At 40.4% G+C, this 20,650-nt stretch carries 17 protein-coding genes; all 17 read left to right on the forward strand.

The features are described from left to right. Window positions 1-35 precede the first annotated feature (35 nt). The 17 genes from nusA to ABX891_RS07340 all read left to right on the forward strand — a co-directional run bounded on the left by nusA (window position 36) and on the right by ABX891_RS07340 (window position 20,647). Window positions 36-1,535 (forward strand): transcription termination factor NusA, encoded by a 1,500-nt coding sequence (nusA, locus tag ABX891_RS07260; protein WP_002958483.1) that lies wholly within the window; start codon window positions 36-38, stop codon window positions 1,533-1,535. A 25-nt stretch (window positions 1,536-1,560) separates the two neighbouring features. Next, entirely contained in the window at window positions 1,561-4,221 is a 2,661-nt protein-coding gene (infB, locus tag ABX891_RS07265) for a translation initiation factor IF-2 (protein ID WP_002958484.1), read from the forward strand. A 109-nt stretch (window positions 4,222-4,330) separates the two neighbouring features. Then, window positions 4,331-4,813 (forward strand): 30S ribosome-binding factor RbfA, encoded by a 483-nt coding sequence (rbfA, locus tag ABX891_RS07270; RefSeq protein ID WP_002958487.1) that lies wholly within the window; start codon window positions 4,331-4,333, stop codon window positions 4,811-4,813. Then, entirely contained in the window at window positions 4,797-5,756 is a 960-nt protein-coding gene (gene truB, locus ABX891_RS07275; protein WP_024595969.1) for a tRNA pseudouridine(55) synthase TruB, read from the forward strand. The genes rbfA and truB overlap by 17 nt, the downstream gene beginning before the upstream one ends. Before the next feature lie 153 nt (window positions 5,757-5,909). Beyond that, entirely contained in the window at window positions 5,910-6,179 is a 270-nt protein-coding gene (gene rpsO / locus ABX891_RS07280; protein ID WP_002958490.1) for a 30S ribosomal protein S15, read from the forward strand. 620 nt (window positions 6,180-6,799) lie between these two features. Further along, on the forward strand, window positions 6,800-8,926 hold the full coding sequence (pnp, locus tag ABX891_RS07285; RefSeq protein ID WP_002958491.1) for a polyribonucleotide nucleotidyltransferase: 2,127 nt from the start codon (window positions 6,800-6,802) through the stop codon (window positions 8,924-8,926). A 141-nt stretch (window positions 8,927-9,067) separates the two neighbouring features. Beyond that, window positions 9,068-9,946, forward strand: coding sequence for a lipoprotein NlpI (gene nlpI / locus ABX891_RS07290; protein WP_002958493.1), 879 nt, complete (start codon window positions 9,068-9,070; stop codon window positions 9,944-9,946). Then, window positions 9,933-11,108 carry a hypothetical protein gene (locus ABX891_RS07295; RefSeq protein WP_354630119.1) on the forward strand — a complete coding sequence of 392 codons (1,176 nt, stop codon included), beginning with the start codon at window positions 9,933-9,935 and terminating at the stop codon, window positions 11,106-11,108. Before nlpI ends, ABX891_RS07295 begins: the two co-directional genes overlap by 14 nt. 215 nt (window positions 11,109-11,323) lie before the next feature. Then, window positions 11,324-14,116 (forward strand): monovalent cation/H+ antiporter subunit A, encoded by a 2,793-nt coding sequence (locus tag ABX891_RS07300; protein WP_024603510.1) that lies wholly within the window; start codon window positions 11,324-11,326, stop codon window positions 14,114-14,116. Beyond that, entirely contained in the window at window positions 14,116-14,469 is a 354-nt protein-coding gene (locus ABX891_RS07305) for a Na+/H+ antiporter subunit C (RefSeq protein ID WP_010554685.1), read from the forward strand. Before ABX891_RS07300 ends, ABX891_RS07305 begins: the two co-directional genes overlap by 1 nt. Next, complete coding sequence (locus ABX891_RS07310) at window positions 14,466-15,983, forward strand: monovalent cation/H+ antiporter subunit D (protein ID WP_354629201.1); 1,518 nt, start codon at window positions 14,466-14,468, stop codon at window positions 15,981-15,983. Before ABX891_RS07305 ends, ABX891_RS07310 begins: the two co-directional genes overlap by 4 nt. Next, window positions 15,983-16,519 (forward strand): Na+/H+ antiporter subunit E, encoded by a 537-nt coding sequence (locus ABX891_RS07315; RefSeq protein WP_002958499.1) that lies wholly within the window; start codon window positions 15,983-15,985, stop codon window positions 16,517-16,519. Before ABX891_RS07310 ends, ABX891_RS07315 begins: the two co-directional genes overlap by 1 nt. Beyond that, a complete protein-coding gene (locus ABX891_RS07320) occupies window positions 16,513-16,782 on the forward strand; it encodes a K+/H+ antiporter subunit F (protein ID WP_007378493.1) in 270 nt (89 codons plus the stop codon). The genes ABX891_RS07315 and ABX891_RS07320 overlap by 7 nt, the downstream gene beginning before the upstream one ends. Before the next feature lie 9 nt (window positions 16,783-16,791). After that, window positions 16,792-17,124 carry a Na+/H+ antiporter subunit G gene (locus tag ABX891_RS07325; protein ID WP_002958501.1) on the forward strand — a complete coding sequence of 111 codons (333 nt, stop codon included), beginning with the start codon at window positions 16,792-16,794 and terminating at the stop codon, window positions 17,122-17,124. A gap of 130 nt (window positions 17,125-17,254) precedes the next feature. Beyond that, window positions 17,255-17,752, forward strand: a complete 498-nt coding sequence (locus ABX891_RS07330) for a DUF2059 domain-containing protein (RefSeq protein WP_354629202.1) — start codon at window positions 17,255-17,257, stop codon at window positions 17,750-17,752. A 215-nt stretch (window positions 17,753-17,967) separates the two neighbouring features. After that, complete coding sequence (locus tag ABX891_RS07335; RefSeq protein WP_354629204.1) at window positions 17,968-18,411, forward strand: MerR family transcriptional regulator; 444 nt, start codon at window positions 17,968-17,970, stop codon at window positions 18,409-18,411. Next, entirely contained in the window at window positions 18,401-20,647 is a 2,247-nt protein-coding gene (locus ABX891_RS07340; RefSeq protein ID WP_354629205.1) for a heavy metal translocating P-type ATPase, read from the forward strand. Before ABX891_RS07335 ends, ABX891_RS07340 begins: the two co-directional genes overlap by 11 nt. The last annotated feature ends 3 nt before the right edge of the window (window positions 20,648-20,650 follow it).

Genomic DNA, 20,650 nt, shown 5'->3' on the forward strand with positions numbered 1-20,650 from the left:
GAGTGCGAAGGAATAGGGCAAGCGAGGCATTACCCATGGCAAAAGAGATATTATTGGTTGCTGAAGCCGTTTCCAATGAGAAAGCGGTTCCAAAAGAAAAGATTTTTGAAGCTCTAGAGTTCGCTCTAGCGACGGCGACAAAGAAAAAACACGATGGCGAAATTGAAGTACGTGTAGCAATTGACCGTAAAACCGGTGATTACGATACGTTCCGTCGCTGGCAAATTGCCGCTGTATTAGAAGATGGTTCATTAGAGAACCCATACAGCGAAATCACTCTAGAAGCAGCACAGGTTGAAGAACCTGATTTGCAAATGGGTGATTATGTTGAAGAGCAAATCGACTCAATCAAATTTGACCGTATTACAACACAAATGGCTAAGCAAGTTATCGTACAAAAAGTACGTGAAGCTGAGCGCGCTTTAGTTGTTGAAGCATACAAAGATCAAGAAGGCGAGCTGGTAACGGGTGTTGTTAAAAAAGCAACTCGCGATGCAATCGTACTTGATTTAGGTAACAACGCAGAAGCGGTAATTTACCGTGATGACATGTTGCCACGTGAAAACTTCCGCCCGGGTGATCGAATCCGTGGTCTTTTATATGAAGTTAAACCTGAAGCACGCGGTGCACAATTATTTGTAACGCGCTCTAAACCTGAAATGCTAATGGAATTATTCCGCATTGAGGTGCCAGAAATTGGCGAAGAGATGATTGAGTTACGTGCAGCTGCACGTGATCCAGGTTCACGCGCTAAAATTGCTGTTAAATCTAACGACAAACGCATTGATCCAATTGGTGCATGTGTTGGTATGCGTGGCGCACGAGTTCAAGCTGTATCGTCTGAGCTTGGTGGTGAGCGTGTTGATATCGTACTTTACGATGACAACCCAGCACAATTTGTTATCAATGCAATGGCGCCAGCAGAAGTTGCTTCAATCGTAATGGATGAAGACACTCACTCAATGGATATCGCTGTAGAAGCCGATAACCTAGCACAAGCAATTGGTCGTAATGGTCAGAATGTTCGTTTAGCAAGCCAATTAACTGGCTGGGAACTGAACGTAATGACTGTTGAAGACATGCGTACTAAAAATGAAGCTGAATCTGATAAGTTACTTAACTTATTCACTGAAAATTTAGATATAGATGATGAGTTTGCATCATTACTTATTAACGAAGGTTTCTCGACACTTGAAGAAGTGGCGTATGTACCTGCGTCTGAATTTTTAGAAATTGATGGTCTTGATGAAGAGACTGTAGATTTATTGCGTTCACGCGCAAAAGATGCATTGACAACTAAAGCACTTAAAACGGAAGAAAGCTTAGATGGCGCAGAGCCTGCTGAAGACTTACTTGCGCTTGAAGGCTTAGAGCGTCACTTAGCATTTGTTATGGCAAGCAAAGGTGTTGTTACACTTGAAGACTTGGCAGAGCAAGGTATTGACGAATTAGTTGATATCACAGAACTTTCATCTGAAAAAGCGGGTGAACTGATTATGGCTGCACGAAACATTTGTTGGTTTGCAGACGAGTAATTTATTAACGGAGGTATTACACACTATGGCAGAAGTAAATGTTGAAAAACTAGCCGGCGATATAGGTACAACTGTTGATAAATTGCTACAGCAGTTTTCACAAGCAGGTATCACTAAGCAAGCAACTGATAACGTAACAGAAGCTGAAAAAGCAACGTTACTTGATCATTTAAGCAAGCATCATGGTGGTACAGGTTCAGATGGCCCAGCGCGTATGACTTTACAACGTAAGAGCAAAAGCACATTAAGTGTGACTGGTTCTACGGGTAAAGCTAAAGATGTTCAAGTTGAAGTTCGTAAAACACGTACCTACGTGAAGAAAAGCGCAATGGAGCAAGAACAAGAGCAAGCACGCTTAGCCGCTGAAGAAAAAGCCCGTCTTGAACAGCAACAAAAAGCTGAACAAGAAGCCGCAGAATTAAAAGCGAAACAAGAGGCAGAACGTAAAGCGAAAGAAGAAGCTGACCGTAAAGCCAAAGAAGAAGCTAAACGCAAAGCTGATGCAGAGCGTAAAGCGAAACAAAAGCAGATGACCCCAGAGCAAAGTGCTAAGTCTGAGAAAGATCGCATAGAAGCTGAGCGTCTGCAAAAAGAAGCAGAAGAGGCCGCATTGAAGAAAGCTGAAGAAGAAGCGAAACGTCAAGCAGAAGAGGCAAGAAAGCTAGCTGAAGAGAATTCAGCACGCTGGAAGAAAGAAGAAGAAGAACGTAAGAAACGCGAAGAAACAGCGGATCACCATCTTACGACTTCAACTTATGCACGTGAAGCAGAAGATGTTGCCGATGCTCGTGATGAGCAAGGCACTCGCCGTGCTAAGAAAAAGAAAAAAGCGCCAGCAAAAGATAAATTTGCAGCGTCAAGAGGCCGTAACAAGTCTAAATTAAAAGCACCAGCATCGCTGCAGCATGGTTTCCAAAAACCAACTGTTGATGTTAAAAATGAAGTGCGTATTAGCGAAACAATTACAGTAGCTGAGCTTGCATCACGCATGGCTGTTAAAGGCGCTGAAGTTGTTAAAACAATGATGAAAATGGGTGACATGGTTACTATTAACCAAGTGATTGACCAAGAAGCTGCACAACTAGTTGCAGAAGAAATGGGTCACAAGGTTATCATTGTTAAAGAAAACGAATTAGAGCAAACAGTACTTAACGACCGCCATGAAGATGGTAAGTCAGAGCCTCGTGCTCCAGTAGTAACTGTAATGGGTCACGTTGACCATGGTAAAACATCGACTCTAGATTACATTCGTTCTGCGAAGGTTGCTTCTGGCGAAGCCGGTGGTATTACACAGCATATTGGTGCATACCATGTTGATGTAAATGGCAATATGATTACCTTCTTAGATACTCCAGGACATGCTGCATTTACATCAATGCGTGCTCGTGGTGCTAAAGCGACAGATATCGTAATCTTAGTGGTTGCAGCAGATGATGGTGTTATGCCACAAACTAAAGAAGCGGTACAGCACGCACGTGCAGCTGGCGTTCCTTTAATCATTGCTGTAAACAAAATGGATAAAGAAGGCGCAGATCCAGATCGCGTTAAAAACGAACTAGCTCAGCTAGACGTTATCCCTGAAGAATGGGGCGGCGATACGCAGTACGTTCATATCTCAGCTAAAACTGGTCTAGGTATTGATGACCTTCTTGAAGCCGTACTTATGCAATCTGAGCTTTTAGAGCTTTCTGCCCCTACCGAAGGTATGGCTGCAGGTGTTGTTATTGAATCTCGTCTTGATAAAGGCCGCGGTCCAGTTGCATCAGTACTTGTTCAATCTGGTACGCTTAACCAAGGTGACATTGTATTATGTGGTCTTGAGTATGGCCGTGTTCGTGCAATGCGCGATGAAAACGGTAAAGACATCAAGTCGGCAGGTCCATCTATTCCAGTGGAAATTTTAGGTCTTTCTGGTATTCCAGCTGCGGGCGACGAAGCAACTGTTGTTAAAGACGAGCGTAAAGCGCGTGAAGTTGCTTTATACCGTCAAGGTAAGTTCCGCGATGTTAAACTAGCACGTCAACAAAAAGCTAAGCTTGAAAACATGTTTACTAACATGACTGAAGGTGATGTTTCTGAAGTTAACGTGGTACTTAAAGCAGACGTTCAAGGTTCTATCGAAGCAATCTCTGATTCACTAACTAAACTTTCTACTGATGAAGTGAAAGTGAAGATTGTAGGCTCTGGTGTTGGTGGTATTACTGAGACTGATGCGACACTAGCTGCAGCGTCTAACGCAATTGTAGTTGGCTTTAACGTTCGTGCTGATGCTTCTGCTCGTAAAGTGATTGATACTGAAAACTTAGACCTTCGTTATTACAGCGTAATTTATGCCTTAATCGAAGAAGTTAAGCAAGCAATGTCAGGCATGCTAGCACCTGAGTTTAAACAAGAAATCATTGGTCTTGCGCAAGTTCGTGACGTATTCAAGTCTCCAAAAATTGGCGCAATTGCTGGTTGTATGGTTACTGAAGGTGTTATTAAACGTAGCGCTCCAATCCGTGTACTACGTGAAAACGTGGTTATCTATGAAGGTGAACTTGAGTCACTTCGTCGCTTTAAAGACGATGTTGCTGATGTTCGTAACGGCATGGAATGTGGTATCGGCGTTAAGAACTACAATGACGTACGTGTTGGTGACCAAATCGAAGTATTTGAAACAGTTGAAGTACAACGTACTCTTTAATTGTTAGCTCGCTAAACTAATAAATGGGGGCTTAGCCCCCATTTGTGTATCCATTATTTAATTAGCTTATTATTAAATTTCAATAAGTTATGATTTTAGGACAAATGCAATGAGAGAATTTTCTCGCACTGATCGTGTTGCACAGCAAATCCAAAAAGAAATTGCTGTAATTTTACAACGCGAAATTAAAGATCCACGCTTAGGTATGGTGACAGTGTCAGCGGTAGAAGTATCGCGTGATTTATCTTATGCCAAAATTTTCATCACTGTGTTTAACACACAAGATGAAGATGCAGCTAAGCAAAGCGCTAAAGTACTTAATGAAGCAACGGGTTATATTCGCTCGTTACTTGGTAAGCGTATTCGTGCTCGTATAATGCCTGAGTTAAAGTTTGTAGTTGATAATTCACTGATGGAAGGTATGCGTATTTCTAATTTAGTGGATTCTATTATCCGCGAAGATAACGCAAAGCATGTCGATGAAGATGTAGAAAGTGTTGATGCTGATATTTCAGATAGTGAACAAAGTACTAAGCACGTAGAAGATACAGATAGCGAAGAAGGCACTGATACAGATGGCAAAGCGCAGTAAAGGCCGTGCAGTTGACGGTATTTTGTTGTTAAACAAACCGCAAGGCATTTCATCAAATAAAGCTCTGCAGCAAGCGAAAGGTGTTTATTTTGCACAAAAAGCTGGCCACACTGGGGCTTTAGACCCGCTTGCTACAGGTATGCTGCCAATTTGTTTTGGTGAGGCGACTAAGTTTACGCAGTTTTTACTCGATACAGATAAAACCTATATCGTTCGTGCAAAACTGGGTGAGCGTACAACAACATCAGATTCTGATGGCGAAATCGTAAGCACGAAAGATGTGAATGTGACGCGTGAGCAGTTAACAAAAGAAATTGCAGCTTTTGTTGGAGAGTCAGATCAATATCCATCAATGTACTCAGCACTTAAGTATCAAGGTAGACCATTATATAAGTACGCACGAGAGGGTATTGAAGTCCCTCGTAAATGCAGAAAAATAAATGTGTTTAGCTTATCGTTTGACGAATTTGATGAACAAAACAACGTATTACAAATGACGGCTCATGTATCAAAAGGGACGTATATTCGTACAATCGTTGATGATTTGGGCGAAAACCTAGGGTGTGGCGCACACGTTATAATGCTTCACAGAACTGCTGTTGGTCAGTATCCGGCAGATAAAATGGTTTCGCTTGATGAAATTGAAGCGTTGCTTGCTAAAGCGAAAGCAGAAGAGCTTGCGCCTTCTACTTATTTAGACGCGTTGTTATTACCTATAGACACTGCTTTAACTGATTTACCTGTTATTGAAATTTCGAAAGAGCAGGGCAAAGTATTTAGTCATGGGCAAGCAGTCGAGTTACCTGAAGCTTTACCTGAGGGGGCAATTAAAGTTGTTGCGGATGGTGTGTTTATTGGTACTGGCGAGCGCAACTCAAGTGGCCATTTAAAGGTTAAACGTGGTCTTGCTAGCCAGCAAGATGATTACGTAAAGCCTGAATAAGCAACTAGTGTGCCCAGCAGTGGCTTATTAGTTGTAGATGGGAATAATTAACTTGTAGTTATTCCTACAGTTGGTAGAATACGCCGGCTTAATCGTTTTGGCTGAATTAGTGATCGGCTAAGACACCTTTTAAATTTAATTTTTGGAGTTACTATGTCACTAAGCAATCAAGAAAAAATCGATATCATTGCTAAATTTGCACGTGCAGAAGGCGATACAGGTTCATCAGAAGTACAAGTAGCATTACTTACTTATGATATCAACAAGCTTCAAGGTCACTTTGCTGATCACAAGCATGACTTCCACTCACGCCGTGGTCTGCTTCGTAAAGTAAGCACTCGCCGTAAACTACTTGATTACCTTAAAGGTAAAGATATCACTAGTTATACTGCACTAATCAAAGAACTTGGCCTACGTCGTTAAGAACTAGATTATAGAAATGGGAGCTTTTTAGCTCCTTTTTTTGTGCCTAAAATTTGTGTTTGAAAATAAAACAAATTTATAAACTTATTGAATTATATTGTAAAACTCCTATTTCATAGCTTATCAAGCATCGTTGTATTTACCCACTCATTAGCCCAGCTTAAATCTAGTAGCTAGTGTGTGTTGACCTTTCGTGATTAATTTTGCAGCTGTATGTTTGGTCTTTAGGCAAGGCAGCGCCTATGTAGTGTGGTTATTCGCCACAAATAGGCGATAACGCAGCATTAATGCCAAACATGCGCTGCCCTGCGGGTTCATCCTAGGGGCGATTAACTCTTTGTTACTCGATTTTTACTTAGCCCACTAGGTTACAAATCTCGCGCCGTGATTAAATCGCCCCTAGATTGAACAAATTTCAATCCACAAAGATCAACACACCCTAGACTCGCATTTTGAAGTAGCTTTGGTATATACTATGCGCGTAGGTAAAAAGGTTTATCTGCAATTATTCACATCATTGCCAATTGTAGTACTTAATTGATTTCCAACTGAATACAATTATGTACTGTAATTGGTACTTTGATGACAACTTATTAGAATACATTTAAGGAATATTTTAAGTGCAAGCAATTATTAAAGAATTCAAACTAGGTCAACATACAGTGACTCTAGAAACTGGTGCAATCGCTCGTCAAGCAGACGGCGCTGTACTTGCAAGCATTGGCGACACTTCAGTTTTAGTAACTGTTGTTGGTAAGCGTGAAGCACAACCTGGTCAAGACTTTTTCCCACTAACAGTTAACTACCAAGAGCGTATGTACGCTGCTGGTCGTATCCCTGGTGGTTTCTTAAAGCGTGAAGGTCGTCCTAACGATGGCGAAACTCTTATTGCACGTCTTATTGACCGTCCAATTCGTCCACTTTTCCCAAGCGGCTTTGTAAACGAAGTACAAGTTATTGCTACTGTTGTTTCTGTTAACCCTGAAATCCAACCTGATATGGTTGCGATGATTGGTACTTCAGCAGCACTTGCTATCTCTGGTATCCCATTCAGTGGTCCAATTGGTGCATCTCGTGTTGGTTACATCAACGGCGAATACGTACTTAACCCTACATTAAAAGAGCTTGAAGAAAGCCAACTTGATTTAGTGGTAGCCGGTACTGATAAAGCGGTACTTATGGTTGAATCAGAAGCTAACGTACTTGCAGAAGACGTAATGCTTGGCGCTGTTGTATATGGTCATGAGCAATCTCAAGCGATCATTACTGCAATCGAAGAATTTAAAGCGCAAGCAGGCAAGCCTACTTGGGATTGGACTGCACCTGAGAAAAATGTTGCACTAGAAGATAAAGTAGCAACTATTGCTGCTGAAAAAGTAGGCGCAGCTTACTTAATCACTGATAAAGTAGCGCGTAAAGAAGCTCTTGGTGAAGCTAAAGATGAAGTTGTTGCAGTATTAACAGCTGAACTTGCAGAAGGCGAGTCTTTAGACAAGCAAGAAATTGGCAAAATCTTCGGTTCACTTGAGAAGAAAATCGTTCGTGGCCGTATCGCTGCTGGCGAAAAACGTATCGATGGTCGTGAACCAGATATGATTCGTGCACTAGACGTAATGACTGGCGTATTACCGCGTACTCACGGTTCTGCTATCTTTACACGTGGTGAAACTCAAGCGTTAGTAACAGCGACACTTGGTACAGAACGTGATTCACAGTTAATCGACGATTTAACTGGTACTCATAAAAACCACTTTATGCTTAACTACAACTTCCCTCCATTCTGTGTAGGTGAAACTGGTTTTGTTGGTTCTCCTAAGCGTCGTGAAATCGGCCATGGTAACCTTGCTAAGCGTGGTATTTCAGCTGTAATGCCTACACTTACTGAGTTCCCTTACTCAATCCGTGTAGTATCTGAAATTACTGAATCAAACGGTTCTTCTTCAATGGCGTCTGTTTGTGGTACTTCTCTAGCACTTATGAACGCGGGTGTACCAATTAAAGCATCTGTTGCTGGTATTGCGATGGGTCTAGTTAAAGAAGACGATAAATTCGTTGTTCTTTCTGACATTTTAGGTGATGAAGATCACTTAGGTGACATGGACTTTAAAGTTGCTGGTACTGCTGCAGGTATTACTGCACTTCAAATGGATATCAAAATCGAAGGTATCACTCAAGAAATCATGCAAATTGCGCTTAAACAAGCAAAAGCTGCACGTTTACATATCTTAGAAGTGATGGATGAAGCGATTTCTGCTCCTTCTGAAGAGCTATCAATGTTTGCTCCTCGCATATACACAATGAAAATCCCACAGAAGAAAATCGCTGAAGTTATTGGTAAAGGTGGCGCAACTATTCGTCAGCTTACTGAAGAAACTGGTACAACGATTGAAATCGGTGACGACGGTACAATTAAAATTGCCGCTACAGATGGCGAAAGTGCAGCTAATGCAATTAGCCGCATTGAGCAATTAACAGCTGAACTTGAAGTAGGTACTATCTACGAAGGTAAAGTTGTACGTATCGTAGACTTCGGTGCGTTTGTAAACATTCTTCCTGGCAAAGATGGTCTAGTACATATTTCTCAAATTAGTACTGAGCGCGTTAATAACGTGGCTGATCACCTTTCTGAAGGTCAAGAAGTTAAAGTTAAAGTACTAGAAGTAGATCGCCAAGGCCGTGTACGTCTAAGTATTAAAGAAGCAATGGAATCAGCAGCACCTGCAGCTGACGCGCCAACTGACGCGTAATTGCTAACTTATTAATCTAGTTATATTAGCTAGATAGTAAAAAAGGGGCTGTTTAGCCCCTTTTTTTATGCTTTAATGAAACCTTATTGGACAAGGTCTGTCTTATATTAATCGCGATATATCTTGGTATTAAGGATTTTAATGATACTCAAACATTTAGCTTTGGCATCTTTTGCTATTTTGTCTTTAAGCGCTTGCCAAACTACAACAGAATCAGAACCAACCCCGATTGTTAATGTGCCATTTACTGCACCTTTAGCTTCTGACTTTAGAAGTGAAATTGCTATTGCACGCTACTCAGAGCTATTAAATAGAGCCGACTTAAGCGAAGAGCAACAAGCTAAGCTTTATTACGACCGTGGTGTACTTTTTGATAGTCTAGGTATGACAACTCTTTCACGTATTGATTTTAATCGCGCAGTAAAGCTTAAGCCTGATTTAGCTGAAGTGTATAATTTTTTAGGTATTCAACATACGCTTATGCAGCAGTATGAAAAAGCCTATGAGTTTTTCGATTCTGCCCTAGAACTTGATGAAGAGCATGAATACGCCTATTTAAATCGTGGTATCGCACTGTATTACGGCGACAGAGCAGGCCTTGCTAAAAATGATTTTAATGAATTTTTAGCTCGCTCTCCAAAAGATCCGTACCGAGTTTTATGGGTTTATTTAGCACAAGCACAAGAGGATAAAGCCGTTGCGCTTGATGCACTTAAACAAAATGCCACTGCGCTTGATGAATCACAATGGGCGTACCAGTTAATTTCTCTTTATACGGGGGATATGAGTGAACATGCATTTTTATCTGGCATTAGTGATGGTGTTAGAACTGAGCAAGAATATGCGCAGCGTTTATGCGAAGCTTATTTTTATTTAGCTAAAATGCATCAAGCAGCAGGTGAGCTGTATTTAGCATCAGACTACTTTAGGCTTGCGCTAGCAACTAATGTACACGAGTTTATTGAGTACAAATATGCGCGTTTAGAGCTTGAGTTGATGCAAGGTGTTGACGCAAGTTAAGCGTTTTAAATTAATAGGTGTATTACTATGTTGTTTGTTAATTACAGGCTCGAGTAATCACCTAGGCGCTATTGGCTTTTGGCATGTTTTAAACGCAAAAGCTAATGTGCTACAAAGTTATTGGAAATCACCTGGTTATTTTTCTGATCACTTAGAGCAGTTACCAAATACCTCTTTAGCTATACTTGCCCGCAGTAAAATTTCTTCAGCCCAATATATGTATTCTCTTAAGCTTATTAAAAACAGTCAGAGCGATACTGCAAAACAATTTTGGCTCACAGCATTAAATGACTTAACAATCCCAGAGCGTAAAATATTAGCAACAAAGTTACTTGAGCACTCACGTTGGAGCGATTTAAAGTTACTCGCTAGTAAAAACAAATTACCAGCAGGGGATGTGCTAAATCATCTAAAACTTCAGTTAAAAACACCACAGAGTAAAGTATCTAGTGAGTTTATCCACGCTCTCGGTTTTTCATCTTTAATAAATATAAGTAAACCTAATAAGCAATGTATGTTTAACGTGCTGGCTATGAGCGATCATCGTAGTGGCTTATATAAACTCACCGAGTTTATTAATGTTTATAATAAACAGCCAGAGCCCCGTGAAAATATTTTTTGCTTTTCAAAACCAGTTTACGTTGCAGGTATGCTTGAGTGTAAAAGTAGCACTAATCAAATAGCAAAGTGTGACTGGCAATCAGCTAAACTCAATAACCAGCTTCCTAACAATTTTGATTTTATAGTAATGATGCCAAAAGATGGAACGGCTAATGTTACTAAAGGAACAATGCTAATAAACTCAAAAGCAAAATACAGTGTGTTTTTGCATGAGTTGATGCATTTTAACGGTTTTGAAGATGAATATGCTTTGCCTAAAACTAAACAAGCATGGTTGTGTGCAAAAACGGGTTTTGTGGCACCTAATTTATTTATTTCTCATGATGAGTCGCCCCCAATAGGCTGGCATAAAGCAAAGAGTTGCCAGATAGGTGGTGTTGCATATAAACCTAGTGAAAATTGGTCTATTATGCAATATCAGCAGTTAGGGCTCTCGGCGCAGTATAGAGAGATTTGGTTGAAGCATTTAGATATGACCAATGGTAATTCTTATCGCCACTCCAGCGCGCTTACATTTGCAAATAAGGCCATATTAAATTAACAATTATCAGTATTAATTAATTGTTTTTGTAGGCTTAATAAATTGTTAGTTCATGTTTAAAAAACACCCATACAGAACCGCTTTTTATAGACAAAATCAGTGTTTTTCAGTATAACTATAGTCATTAATGTCGTTTAAAAACAGGCAGTAAAAGCATCCCTTAGTATTAAAAAGAGATGCCCTGATAAACTTATGATTATAAAAGGCCCTACATTATGACTTTGCTCTGGATACCCTTGTTATCCTTAATTGGCAGTGTTATTTCTGCATGCACGGGTAAGTTATCCCGCAATTTAAGCACTAGCTTAACGGCTCTTGCGCCTTTAACGGCTTTGGGAATAACTTTATACCATGCACCTGCAGTTTTAGCGGGCGAAACCATTCGTTACTCTTTCGCTTGGATCCCGTCAATAGGGCTCGACCTATCTCTGCGGTTAGACGGCCTCAGTTTATTGTTTATGTTTATGATTTTAGGCATAGGCTTGCTCGTTATCCTCTACACGCGTTACTACCTCAGTGCCAACGACTCAATGGCTAAGTTATATAGTTATTTAATGCTGTTTATGACCGCTATGCTTGGCATTGTTATGTCTAACAATGTTATTCAGCTGTGGTTGTTTTGGGAATTAACGAGCATCAGCTCATTTTTATTAATTAGTTTTTGGTGGCATAAGTCTGAAGCGCGAAAGGGTGCTCGTATGGCACTTGCTGTAACAGGCGCGGGCGGCTTAGCGTTACTTGCAGGCTTAATGCTATTAGGTGATATTGTTGGTAGTTATGACCTAGATGTTATCCTAGCGAGTAAAGCAATAATTCAATCTCACGATTTATACGAAGTAGCATTAGTATTGGTGCTATTGGGTGCGTTTACTAAATCGGCACAATTTCCTTTTCATTTTTGGCTTCCTCATGCAATGGCAGCTCCTACACCAGTGAGCGCGTATTTACATTCTGCAACCATGGTAAAAGCCGGTATATTTTTGTTAGCACGTTTTCATCCGGCTTTAGCTGGCACCGATACGTGGTTCTTACTTGTTGGATTAACAGGTTTAGCTACGCTGTTGTTTGGTGCTTATATAGCGTTATTCAAACACGATTTAAAAGGACTGTTAGCCTACTCAACAATAAGCCATTTGGGTTTAATAACGCTATTACTCGGGCTTGATACTGAGCTTGCGACTGTTGCTGCTATATTTCATATAATTAACCATGCAACGTTTAAAGCGTCGTTATTTATGGCCGTTGGTATTATCGATCATGAAACAGGCACGCGCGATATGCGTAAATTAAATGGTATGTGGCGATACTTACCATACACTGCAACGCTTGCAATGGTCGCGGCGGCTGCAATGGCAGGGGTTCCATTACTTAATGGGTTTTTATCTAAAGAAATGTTTTTTGCAGAAACGCTGCATCAGCAAGTGCTTGGTTCTATGTCGTGGTTAATTCCAGTACTGGCAACGGTTGCAGGCGCATTAGCTGTTGCGTACTCCGCACGCTTTATTCATGACGTGTTCTTTAATGGTGAGCCAATCGATTTACCTCGCACGCCGCACGAACCGCCACGTTATATGCGAGTACCAATAGAAATATTAGTTGTGATTTGTTTGCTAGTGGGTATGTTCCCACACTTTACAATTGATGGCATTTTATCTGCGGCCTCTTTAGCTGTACTTGGAAAAGAGATGCCAGTTTACGAATTGGCTATTTGGCACGGGTTTAACTTGCCTCTATTAATGAGTGCAATGGCGATTGCTGGCGGCTTATTTATTTATATTAATCGTAAATATTTATTTCAGTTTCAAGCATCATTACCACCTTTAAATGCTAAAAAGACGTTTGAACGTGTAATTTTAAGTGTTGTTGCTTGGTGTCAGTCAAAGGTAAGCAGTATCGAAAATGGATCGCTGCAGCGCTACCTAGTAATTATGTTAGCGGTAGTCTTACTGTGTGCCGGTTGGCCATTATTTGAAATGCAACAACTTGCTGGCAGCATGCCACTTACCCCTGTTGATGTGCACAATGCAATTGGTGCGGGCTTATTGATTATTGGTGCTCTTGCTACCGTTATTTGGCATCGCTCTCGAATGGTATCGTTGTTAATGCTCTCAATCGTAGGGTTAATGGTATCGGTTGTATTCACACGCTTTTCTGCTCCTGATTTAGCACTTACACAGTTAACTGTTGAGGTTGTTACTATTATTTTACTTATGCTGGCATTGTTTTTCTTACCCCAGCATACGCCAAAAGAATCAAGTTCATTACGCGTACTTCGAGATTTAGGAATTGCCTCTACGTTAGGTGTAGTTATAGCGAGTATCTGTTATGCATTACTTACACGTCCATTAGATTCAATCTCAGACTTCTTTATTGCTAACGCTAAAATTGGTGGCGGTGGTACTAATGTAGTTAACGTTATTTTAGTCGACTTTAGGGGCTTTGATACGCTTGGTGAAATTACCGTATTAGGCATTGCCGCATTAGGTATATTTAAAGTACTTTCTCGAATCCCATTATTTATGCCAGCAAGTGACAGCGAAGGGCGTCCATGGGCACGAGAGCGCCACCCAATCTTACTGGCGAGTATTTCACAAAGTTTATTACCGCTTGCGTTATTGGTTTCTGCATATATTTTCTTACGCGGACATAACTTACCTGGCGGTGGCTTTATTGCAGGACTGGTAACGTCAATCGCGTTTATTTTGCAATACATGGCGCATGGTACAGCATGGATAAACGGACGTTTTGATGTTAATTATCGTAAAATCATAGCTTCAGGCATTGGTATTTCACTGTTCACTGGTGTGGGTAGCTGGTTCTTTGATAAGCCATTTTTAACAACTTGGTTTGACTACTTTGATATTCCGTTTGTCGGTAAAACAGAGCTTGCCAGCGCGATTGCATTTGACCTAGGTGTTTACTTAACGGTTGTAGGCGCTACGCTAATGATTTTGGCAAGCTTAGGTAATATGACGGCAGATACCCAGAAAAAAGAGGTAAATATTTAATGGAATTATTGTACGCATCTTGCGTTGGAGTATTGGTCAGTTGCGGTGTGTTTTTACTGCTAAGAGCTCGTACGTTCCCTGTAGTACTTGGACTTACTATGATTTCATATGCTGTTAACTTATTTTTGTTTTCAGCAGGTCGTCTTACTATTAATAAAGCGGTAGTGCTTGGTACTGGTACAGAATACGCCGACCCATTACCTCAAGCTTTAGTGCTTACAGCTATTGTTATTGGTTTTGCGATGACCGCATTCGTGGTTATTTTGGCAATACGTGGGCGCGCCGATTTAGGTAGCGACCATGTTGATGGTTATGTGCCTAACACCTCTGCAGATAATAAGGAGCAAAAATGATCCAACATTTAGCTTCGCTCCCTATTTTATTACCTATGCTGACGGCCGTTATTTTATTACTGCCACCATGTGGTAAAAGCGTTAAAATTCGCCGCTTAGTTTCAATTGTAATGGCAATAGCTACTTTTGCCATTAGTGTGCTTTTACTTGTACATATTAATAATACGGGTATTAACGTTTACGCTATTGGTAATTGGTCTGCACCATTTGGAATAGTCTTAGTAGCCGATATGTTGTCTACCTTATTGGTTACGTTAACTTCATTTTTAGGTTTGGGCGCTATTTTATATGGTAGTGCTGGCGATGATGAAAAAGGTAGCTTTTATCACCCACTTGTTCACTTTTTGATATTAGGTGTAAATGGCGCGTTTTTAACTGGCGATTTATTTAACCTATTTGTATTTTTTGAAGTGCTACTGATTGCATCGTATGCATTGTTAATGCACGCAGGTGATAAACAAAATACTCGTGCGGCATTGCAATATGTAATATTGAATTTAGTTGGCTCAAGCGTATTTTTAATTGGTTTGGGTATTTTGTACGGTGTGCTTGGTACGCTTAATATTGCAGATATGACGCAAAAGGTATCACTACTTACAGGTGATGATGTATATCTAGCAAAAGCAGGTGGCTTACTACTATTAATAGTATTTGCTTTAAAAGGCGCACTATTACCTCTGCATTTATGGCTTCCAAATACTTACGCAAGTGCTAAACCTGTGGTTGCCGCATTGTTTGCGATTATGACCAAAGTAGGCGTTTACGCCATGCTTCGTGTTTACACTGTGATATTTGGTGAACAAGCCGGAGCGCTTGAACACATGGCGCAGCCTTGGCTTTGGGGCTTAGCAATTGCGACCATTATAGTAGGTGCAATTGGTGTGATGGCAGCACAAGACTTACGTAAACTCACCTCTAACTTAGTATTAGTATCGGTAGGTACGCTGGTTGCGCTAATAGCATTGCAAAATGTAAATGCCACTGCTGCACTTTTATATTATTTAGTGCATTCAACACTTGTTAGTGCCGCACTATTTTTACTAGCAGACTTAGTTTCAATCCAGCGCGGTAAAGTTGGCGATAGACTAGTAGCAGGTCGCTCTGTAAAACAGCCATTTTTATTAGGTGTGTGCTTTATTATTGCGTCTTTAACGGTAGTTGGTATGCCACCACTGTCAGGCTTTGTAGGTAAAATTTGGATACTTAAAGCGACATTAAACAGTGAGCAAGCTTTATTATTTTGGCCAGTATATTTAGTAACAAGTTTTGCGTTGCTAGTAGCGCTTTCGCGCGCTGGCACAACTTTGTTCTGGGAGCATAGAAGCAAAAATAGCGAAAATGCCGATTGTGCAAGTGCACACCCAGTGCAGGTAACTGTAATTATAGCTTTACTTGCATGTTCGCCATTGCTCGTTATTTTGGGCGGACCAATAAGTGAATATATGCTAAATGCTGCTACTCAGTTACATGATCTAAGCGGCGGTATTAATGCTGTACTTAAAGGAGGCATGTGATGAGATTACAAGCCCGTTTTCGTTGGTTACCAACGCCATTTCGTAGCTTATTTTTGTTTATGGTTTGGTTATTGTTAAACAATAGCGTATCGGTAGGGCACTTAGTATTAGCGACTATTTTTGCGATACTCATCCCTATATTAAGTTTTTCGTTTCGAGACCCTCAGCCACTGATTTTAAAGCCAGGCTTGGCGCTTAAGCAGTTACTTATAGTGCTGTACGATATTGTTGTTGCAAATTTACAAGTGGCTTTACTTATACTTGGGCCATCAAAAAAATTGCGTCCGGCCTTTATAAAAGTTCCTATAGATTTAACACACGACATGCCAATTACTATATTGGCTAGTTGTGTATCGCTTACACCTGGTACTGTGAGTGCAGAAGTTTATCCAATTGCTGAGTCGTTACCTGAAGGTGAAGAGCCAACGCAACGCTACTTACTGATACATGTGCTTGACCTTAAAGATGAAGAAGCACTTATCAAACAAATAAAACAACGCTACGAAGCTCCACTAAAGGAGATATTTCAATGTTAGACACCGTATTACTCATTGTTTTTTCGATGATTGGCTTATCATTATTGCTTAATTTATGGCGATTGATCATCGGTCCGTCAGTGCCTGACCGTGTTTTAGCGCTCGATACTATGTACATTAACGTCATCGCACTGATTATTTTATACAGCATTAGTATGGATACAGGGCTTTATTTTGAAGCTGCACTGCTCATTGCCATGCTCGGCTTTATAAGTACGGTTGCAGTGTGTAAGTATTTACTACGTGGCGATATAATTGAATAAGGTGAAAACATGATCAGCGAATGGGTTGTATCAATATTATTGTTATTTGGTGGTACGTTTATTTTAATTGGCTCAATAGGTTTAATTAAACTACCTGACTTTTTTATGCGTTTACATGGACCAACTAAAGCAACTACGTTGGGCATGGCGAGTATGTTAATTGCGGCTATGGTTTATTTTGCAAGTTCAGAGCATGGCCTAAGTGTTAAAGAAATACTCATCACTATATTTTTACTAATTACAGCACCGATTAGTGGTTACATGCTAATAAAGTCAGCTATTCATCATAAGCTAAAAGCCAAAGAAGGCACTAAAGGCCTAGATAATGTAGAAGACGACTAACGCAAAAATTAATTTATAAAAGGCCGAATAAATTCATTTTATTCGGCCTTTTTAATGATTGCTTGTACCCTTTACAATACAAACTATTCATGTGACTATAAATTAATTATTTATATGAAAGGATATTATTATGGGTAAGGTACTACTTTTATCATTACTGATTTTTTCTAGTAGTTTATATGCTGAACAAAATACTAAGCAGCAAAAAATAGATGAACTCATTAGTGTAATGAATTTAGATTCAATGGTTGATTCTATGTACGGCCAGATTGAAGGTATGATGAAAGGCATGTCAGACCAAATGGGTGTTAAGCCTTCTGAGCAAGCTATTTTTGATAAGTACTACGGCGACATGACGACGGTATTAAAAACCGAAATGAGCTGGGCTAAAATGCAGCCAATGATGGTCAATGTATACGACAAGCATTTTAGTGAGCAAGAGATTGCCGATATGTTAGCGTTTTATAAAACAGATACAGGGCAAAAAATACTTGAAAAAATGCCTGTTGTAATGCAAGAGTCTATGCAAATGTCACAAAGCTTAATGAAAGATGCTATGCCAAAAATTCAAGATATAGCAGGCAAGCTAAGCGAAGAGCTAAAAGCCTCACGCGAGCATGCTAACTAGAGACTGCTGATATTTGCTGGTTAAATTTAACCTTTAAAGAACAATAGATTCAATACTTTTACCTCTCTTATTTAAGCGCTCTAGCCAGAGCGCTTTCTCTTTTTCGCTAAATCAGTTTCAGTAAATTTAAATTATGCTTTAATGCTCCTCTCTATTGACCTGTGTGTTGCACATAGGTTTATTATTGATCTATTGAAATTCCACGGGGCTAAATTATGTATGTTAAACAACTTGCCAAATTAATGGGCGTGACTGCCGATACTGTTCGTCATTACACACGTATTGGGTTACTTAACCCAATACGCAGTGAAGGAAATGGCTATCAAGAATATACAAAGCAAGACCAGCAGCGTTTAAAGTTTATTATTAGCTCTCGTCAACTTGGTTTTTCACTCAAAGATATTCAACACATTATAGGCGAGTCTGAGCAGGGGAATTGTCCTTGTCCGTTAACGCGTAAACTCATTACTAAACGCCTAGAAGAAACCGAAGCACTATTTCAAGAAACATTAAAGTTACGAAACAGAATGCATGCAGCTCTGGCGCAATGGGATACATCAGCCGATGGTGCAAATGCCAGTGACGTATGTAGTTTAATAGAATCTTTTGTTGATCCAATAAACGATTCTGCAAATAAGGAGCAGCGTAATGACGACTAATACAAAAGACACCGCGCAAAACTTTATTATTGAAGGTGCTAATTGCGGCAGTTGTGTGGCTAAAATTGAAAAAGCCCTTAATAGCGTGCAAGGCGCGCAAAACGTGGAAATGAACTTTGCTGAGCGTACTGTACGTGTAGAAGGTAAAGCCCGCGAAAGCACGCTTATTAAAGCAGTCGAAAACATTGGTTATTCAGCTAAGCCAATGAGTAATGAGTCTGATCAAGATGCACTTGATGAAAAAGCAAAGTCGGATGAGGCACATTATAAAAAGCTAATGCGTAATATGATATTGGCGTTAGGAGTCGGTGCGCCGTTAATGATATACGGGCTTATTTTTGACATGAGTGTGACCACCGACACACAACGAATAGCTTGGTTTTTAGTGGGTATAGTCACGCTTGTGGTTATGGCTATATCAGGTAAACAATTTTACAACGGTGCATGGCAGGCATTCAAAAACCATGCTGCCAATATGGATACATTAATAGCACTTGGTACAGGTACTGCGTGGTTGTATTCAATGTTTGTAGTAATAGCACCAAACTTATTACCACAAGTCGCAAGACACGTATATTTTGAAGCATCATCGATGATCATCGGTTTAATTAGTTTAGGACTCGCTTTTGAAGTAAAAGCACGTGGGCGCACCTCACAAGCAATTAAACGCTTGATTGGCCTGCAACCAAAAACTGCACGCGTAATTCGCAATGGTCAAGAGCAAGACATCGACATTAGTGATGTTGTAAAAAATAATGAAGTACGGGTACGCCCGGGTGAAAAAATCCCTGTGGATGGCGATGTTATTGAAGGCAGCAGTACGGTTGATGAGTCAATGCTTACTGGTGAGCCAATGGCCGTCCGCAAAAAAACGGGCGACAAAGTCGTTGCCGGAAGTATTAATAAAAGTGGCACTTTATTATTTAAAGCAACGCACATTGGTAGCGAAACCACACTTGCCAATATTATCAATATGGTAAAGCGTGCGCAAAACTCTAAGCCATCAATAGGGCGCTTAGCCGATGTTATATCAGGAATATTTGTACCAACAGTGATGATTATTGCAGTACTTGCAGGGCTTGCATGGTTAAACTTTGGACCTGAGCCATCAATTGCTTATGCCGTAGTTGCGGTAACCACCGTACTTATTATTGCTTGTCCTTGTGCGCTAGGACTCGCAACCCCTATGTCGGTTATGGTGGGTATTGGTAAAGCTGCAGAGTCAGGAATATTAATTCGAAATGGTGAGTCGCTGCAAACAACATCTAAAATCACCACCATGATTTTAGATAAAACAGGCACTATTACTCAAGGCACACCGCAAGTTACCGATGTAGTTACGTTTAACAACAGTGATGAAAATACAGTAATGCAACGTGTTGCAAGCCTTGAAAGTAGCTCAGAGCATCCATTGGCAGAAGCAATTACGGGACATGCTAAAAAGCAGGGGTTAACTTTAAGTAAAGTAGCTGACTTTAACGCAATTACAGGTAAAGGTGTCACTGGCAGTGTTGACGGGCAAACATTGTTGTTTGGCAATAAAGCGCTAATGGATAAATACAACGTGGCCGTTGATGATGCCACCGAGCAAGCTCAAACACTTGCCAGTGATGCTAAAACGCCCATGTATTTTGCAAGTAATAATAAGCTCCACGCTATTATTGCAGTAGCCGATCCAATTAAAGAGGATTCAGTTGAAGCTATTAAACGCCTGCAAGATAAAGGTATCCACCTAGTTATGCTAACAGGTGACAACAAAGCCACTGCACAAGCCGTTGCTAAACAAGTTGGTATTGATGACTTTATTGCAGAAGTAATGCCCGATGACAAAGTAAACGAAGTAACAAAACGCCAAGCAAATGGTGAAATAGTGGGTATGACAGGTGACGGTATTAACGATGCTCCCGCACTTGCACAAGCCGACGTAGGATTTGCAATTGGCACAGGTACCGATGTTGCAATAGAAAGTGCAGACATTACCTTAATGCGTGGTTCATTACATGGCCTTGCTGATGCAATTGCAGTGAGTAATGCAACTATTTCAAATATTAAACAAAACCTATTTGGTGCCTTTATTTATAACGTGGCGGGTATTCCGATTGCAGCTGGCGTGTTGTATCCATTTTTTGGCATCCTACTTAACCCTGTTGTTGCAGGTGCAGCTATGGCACTTTCATCGCTTACAGTGGTAAGTAACGCTAATCGCTTACGTTTTTTCAAACCAAATAAATCGTAATTT

The organism is Pseudoalteromonas sp. NCIMB 1079 (genome assembly GCF_040567695.1).
GTDB lineage: Bacteria > Pseudomonadota > Gammaproteobacteria > Enterobacterales > Alteromonadaceae > Pseudoalteromonas > Pseudoalteromonas distincta.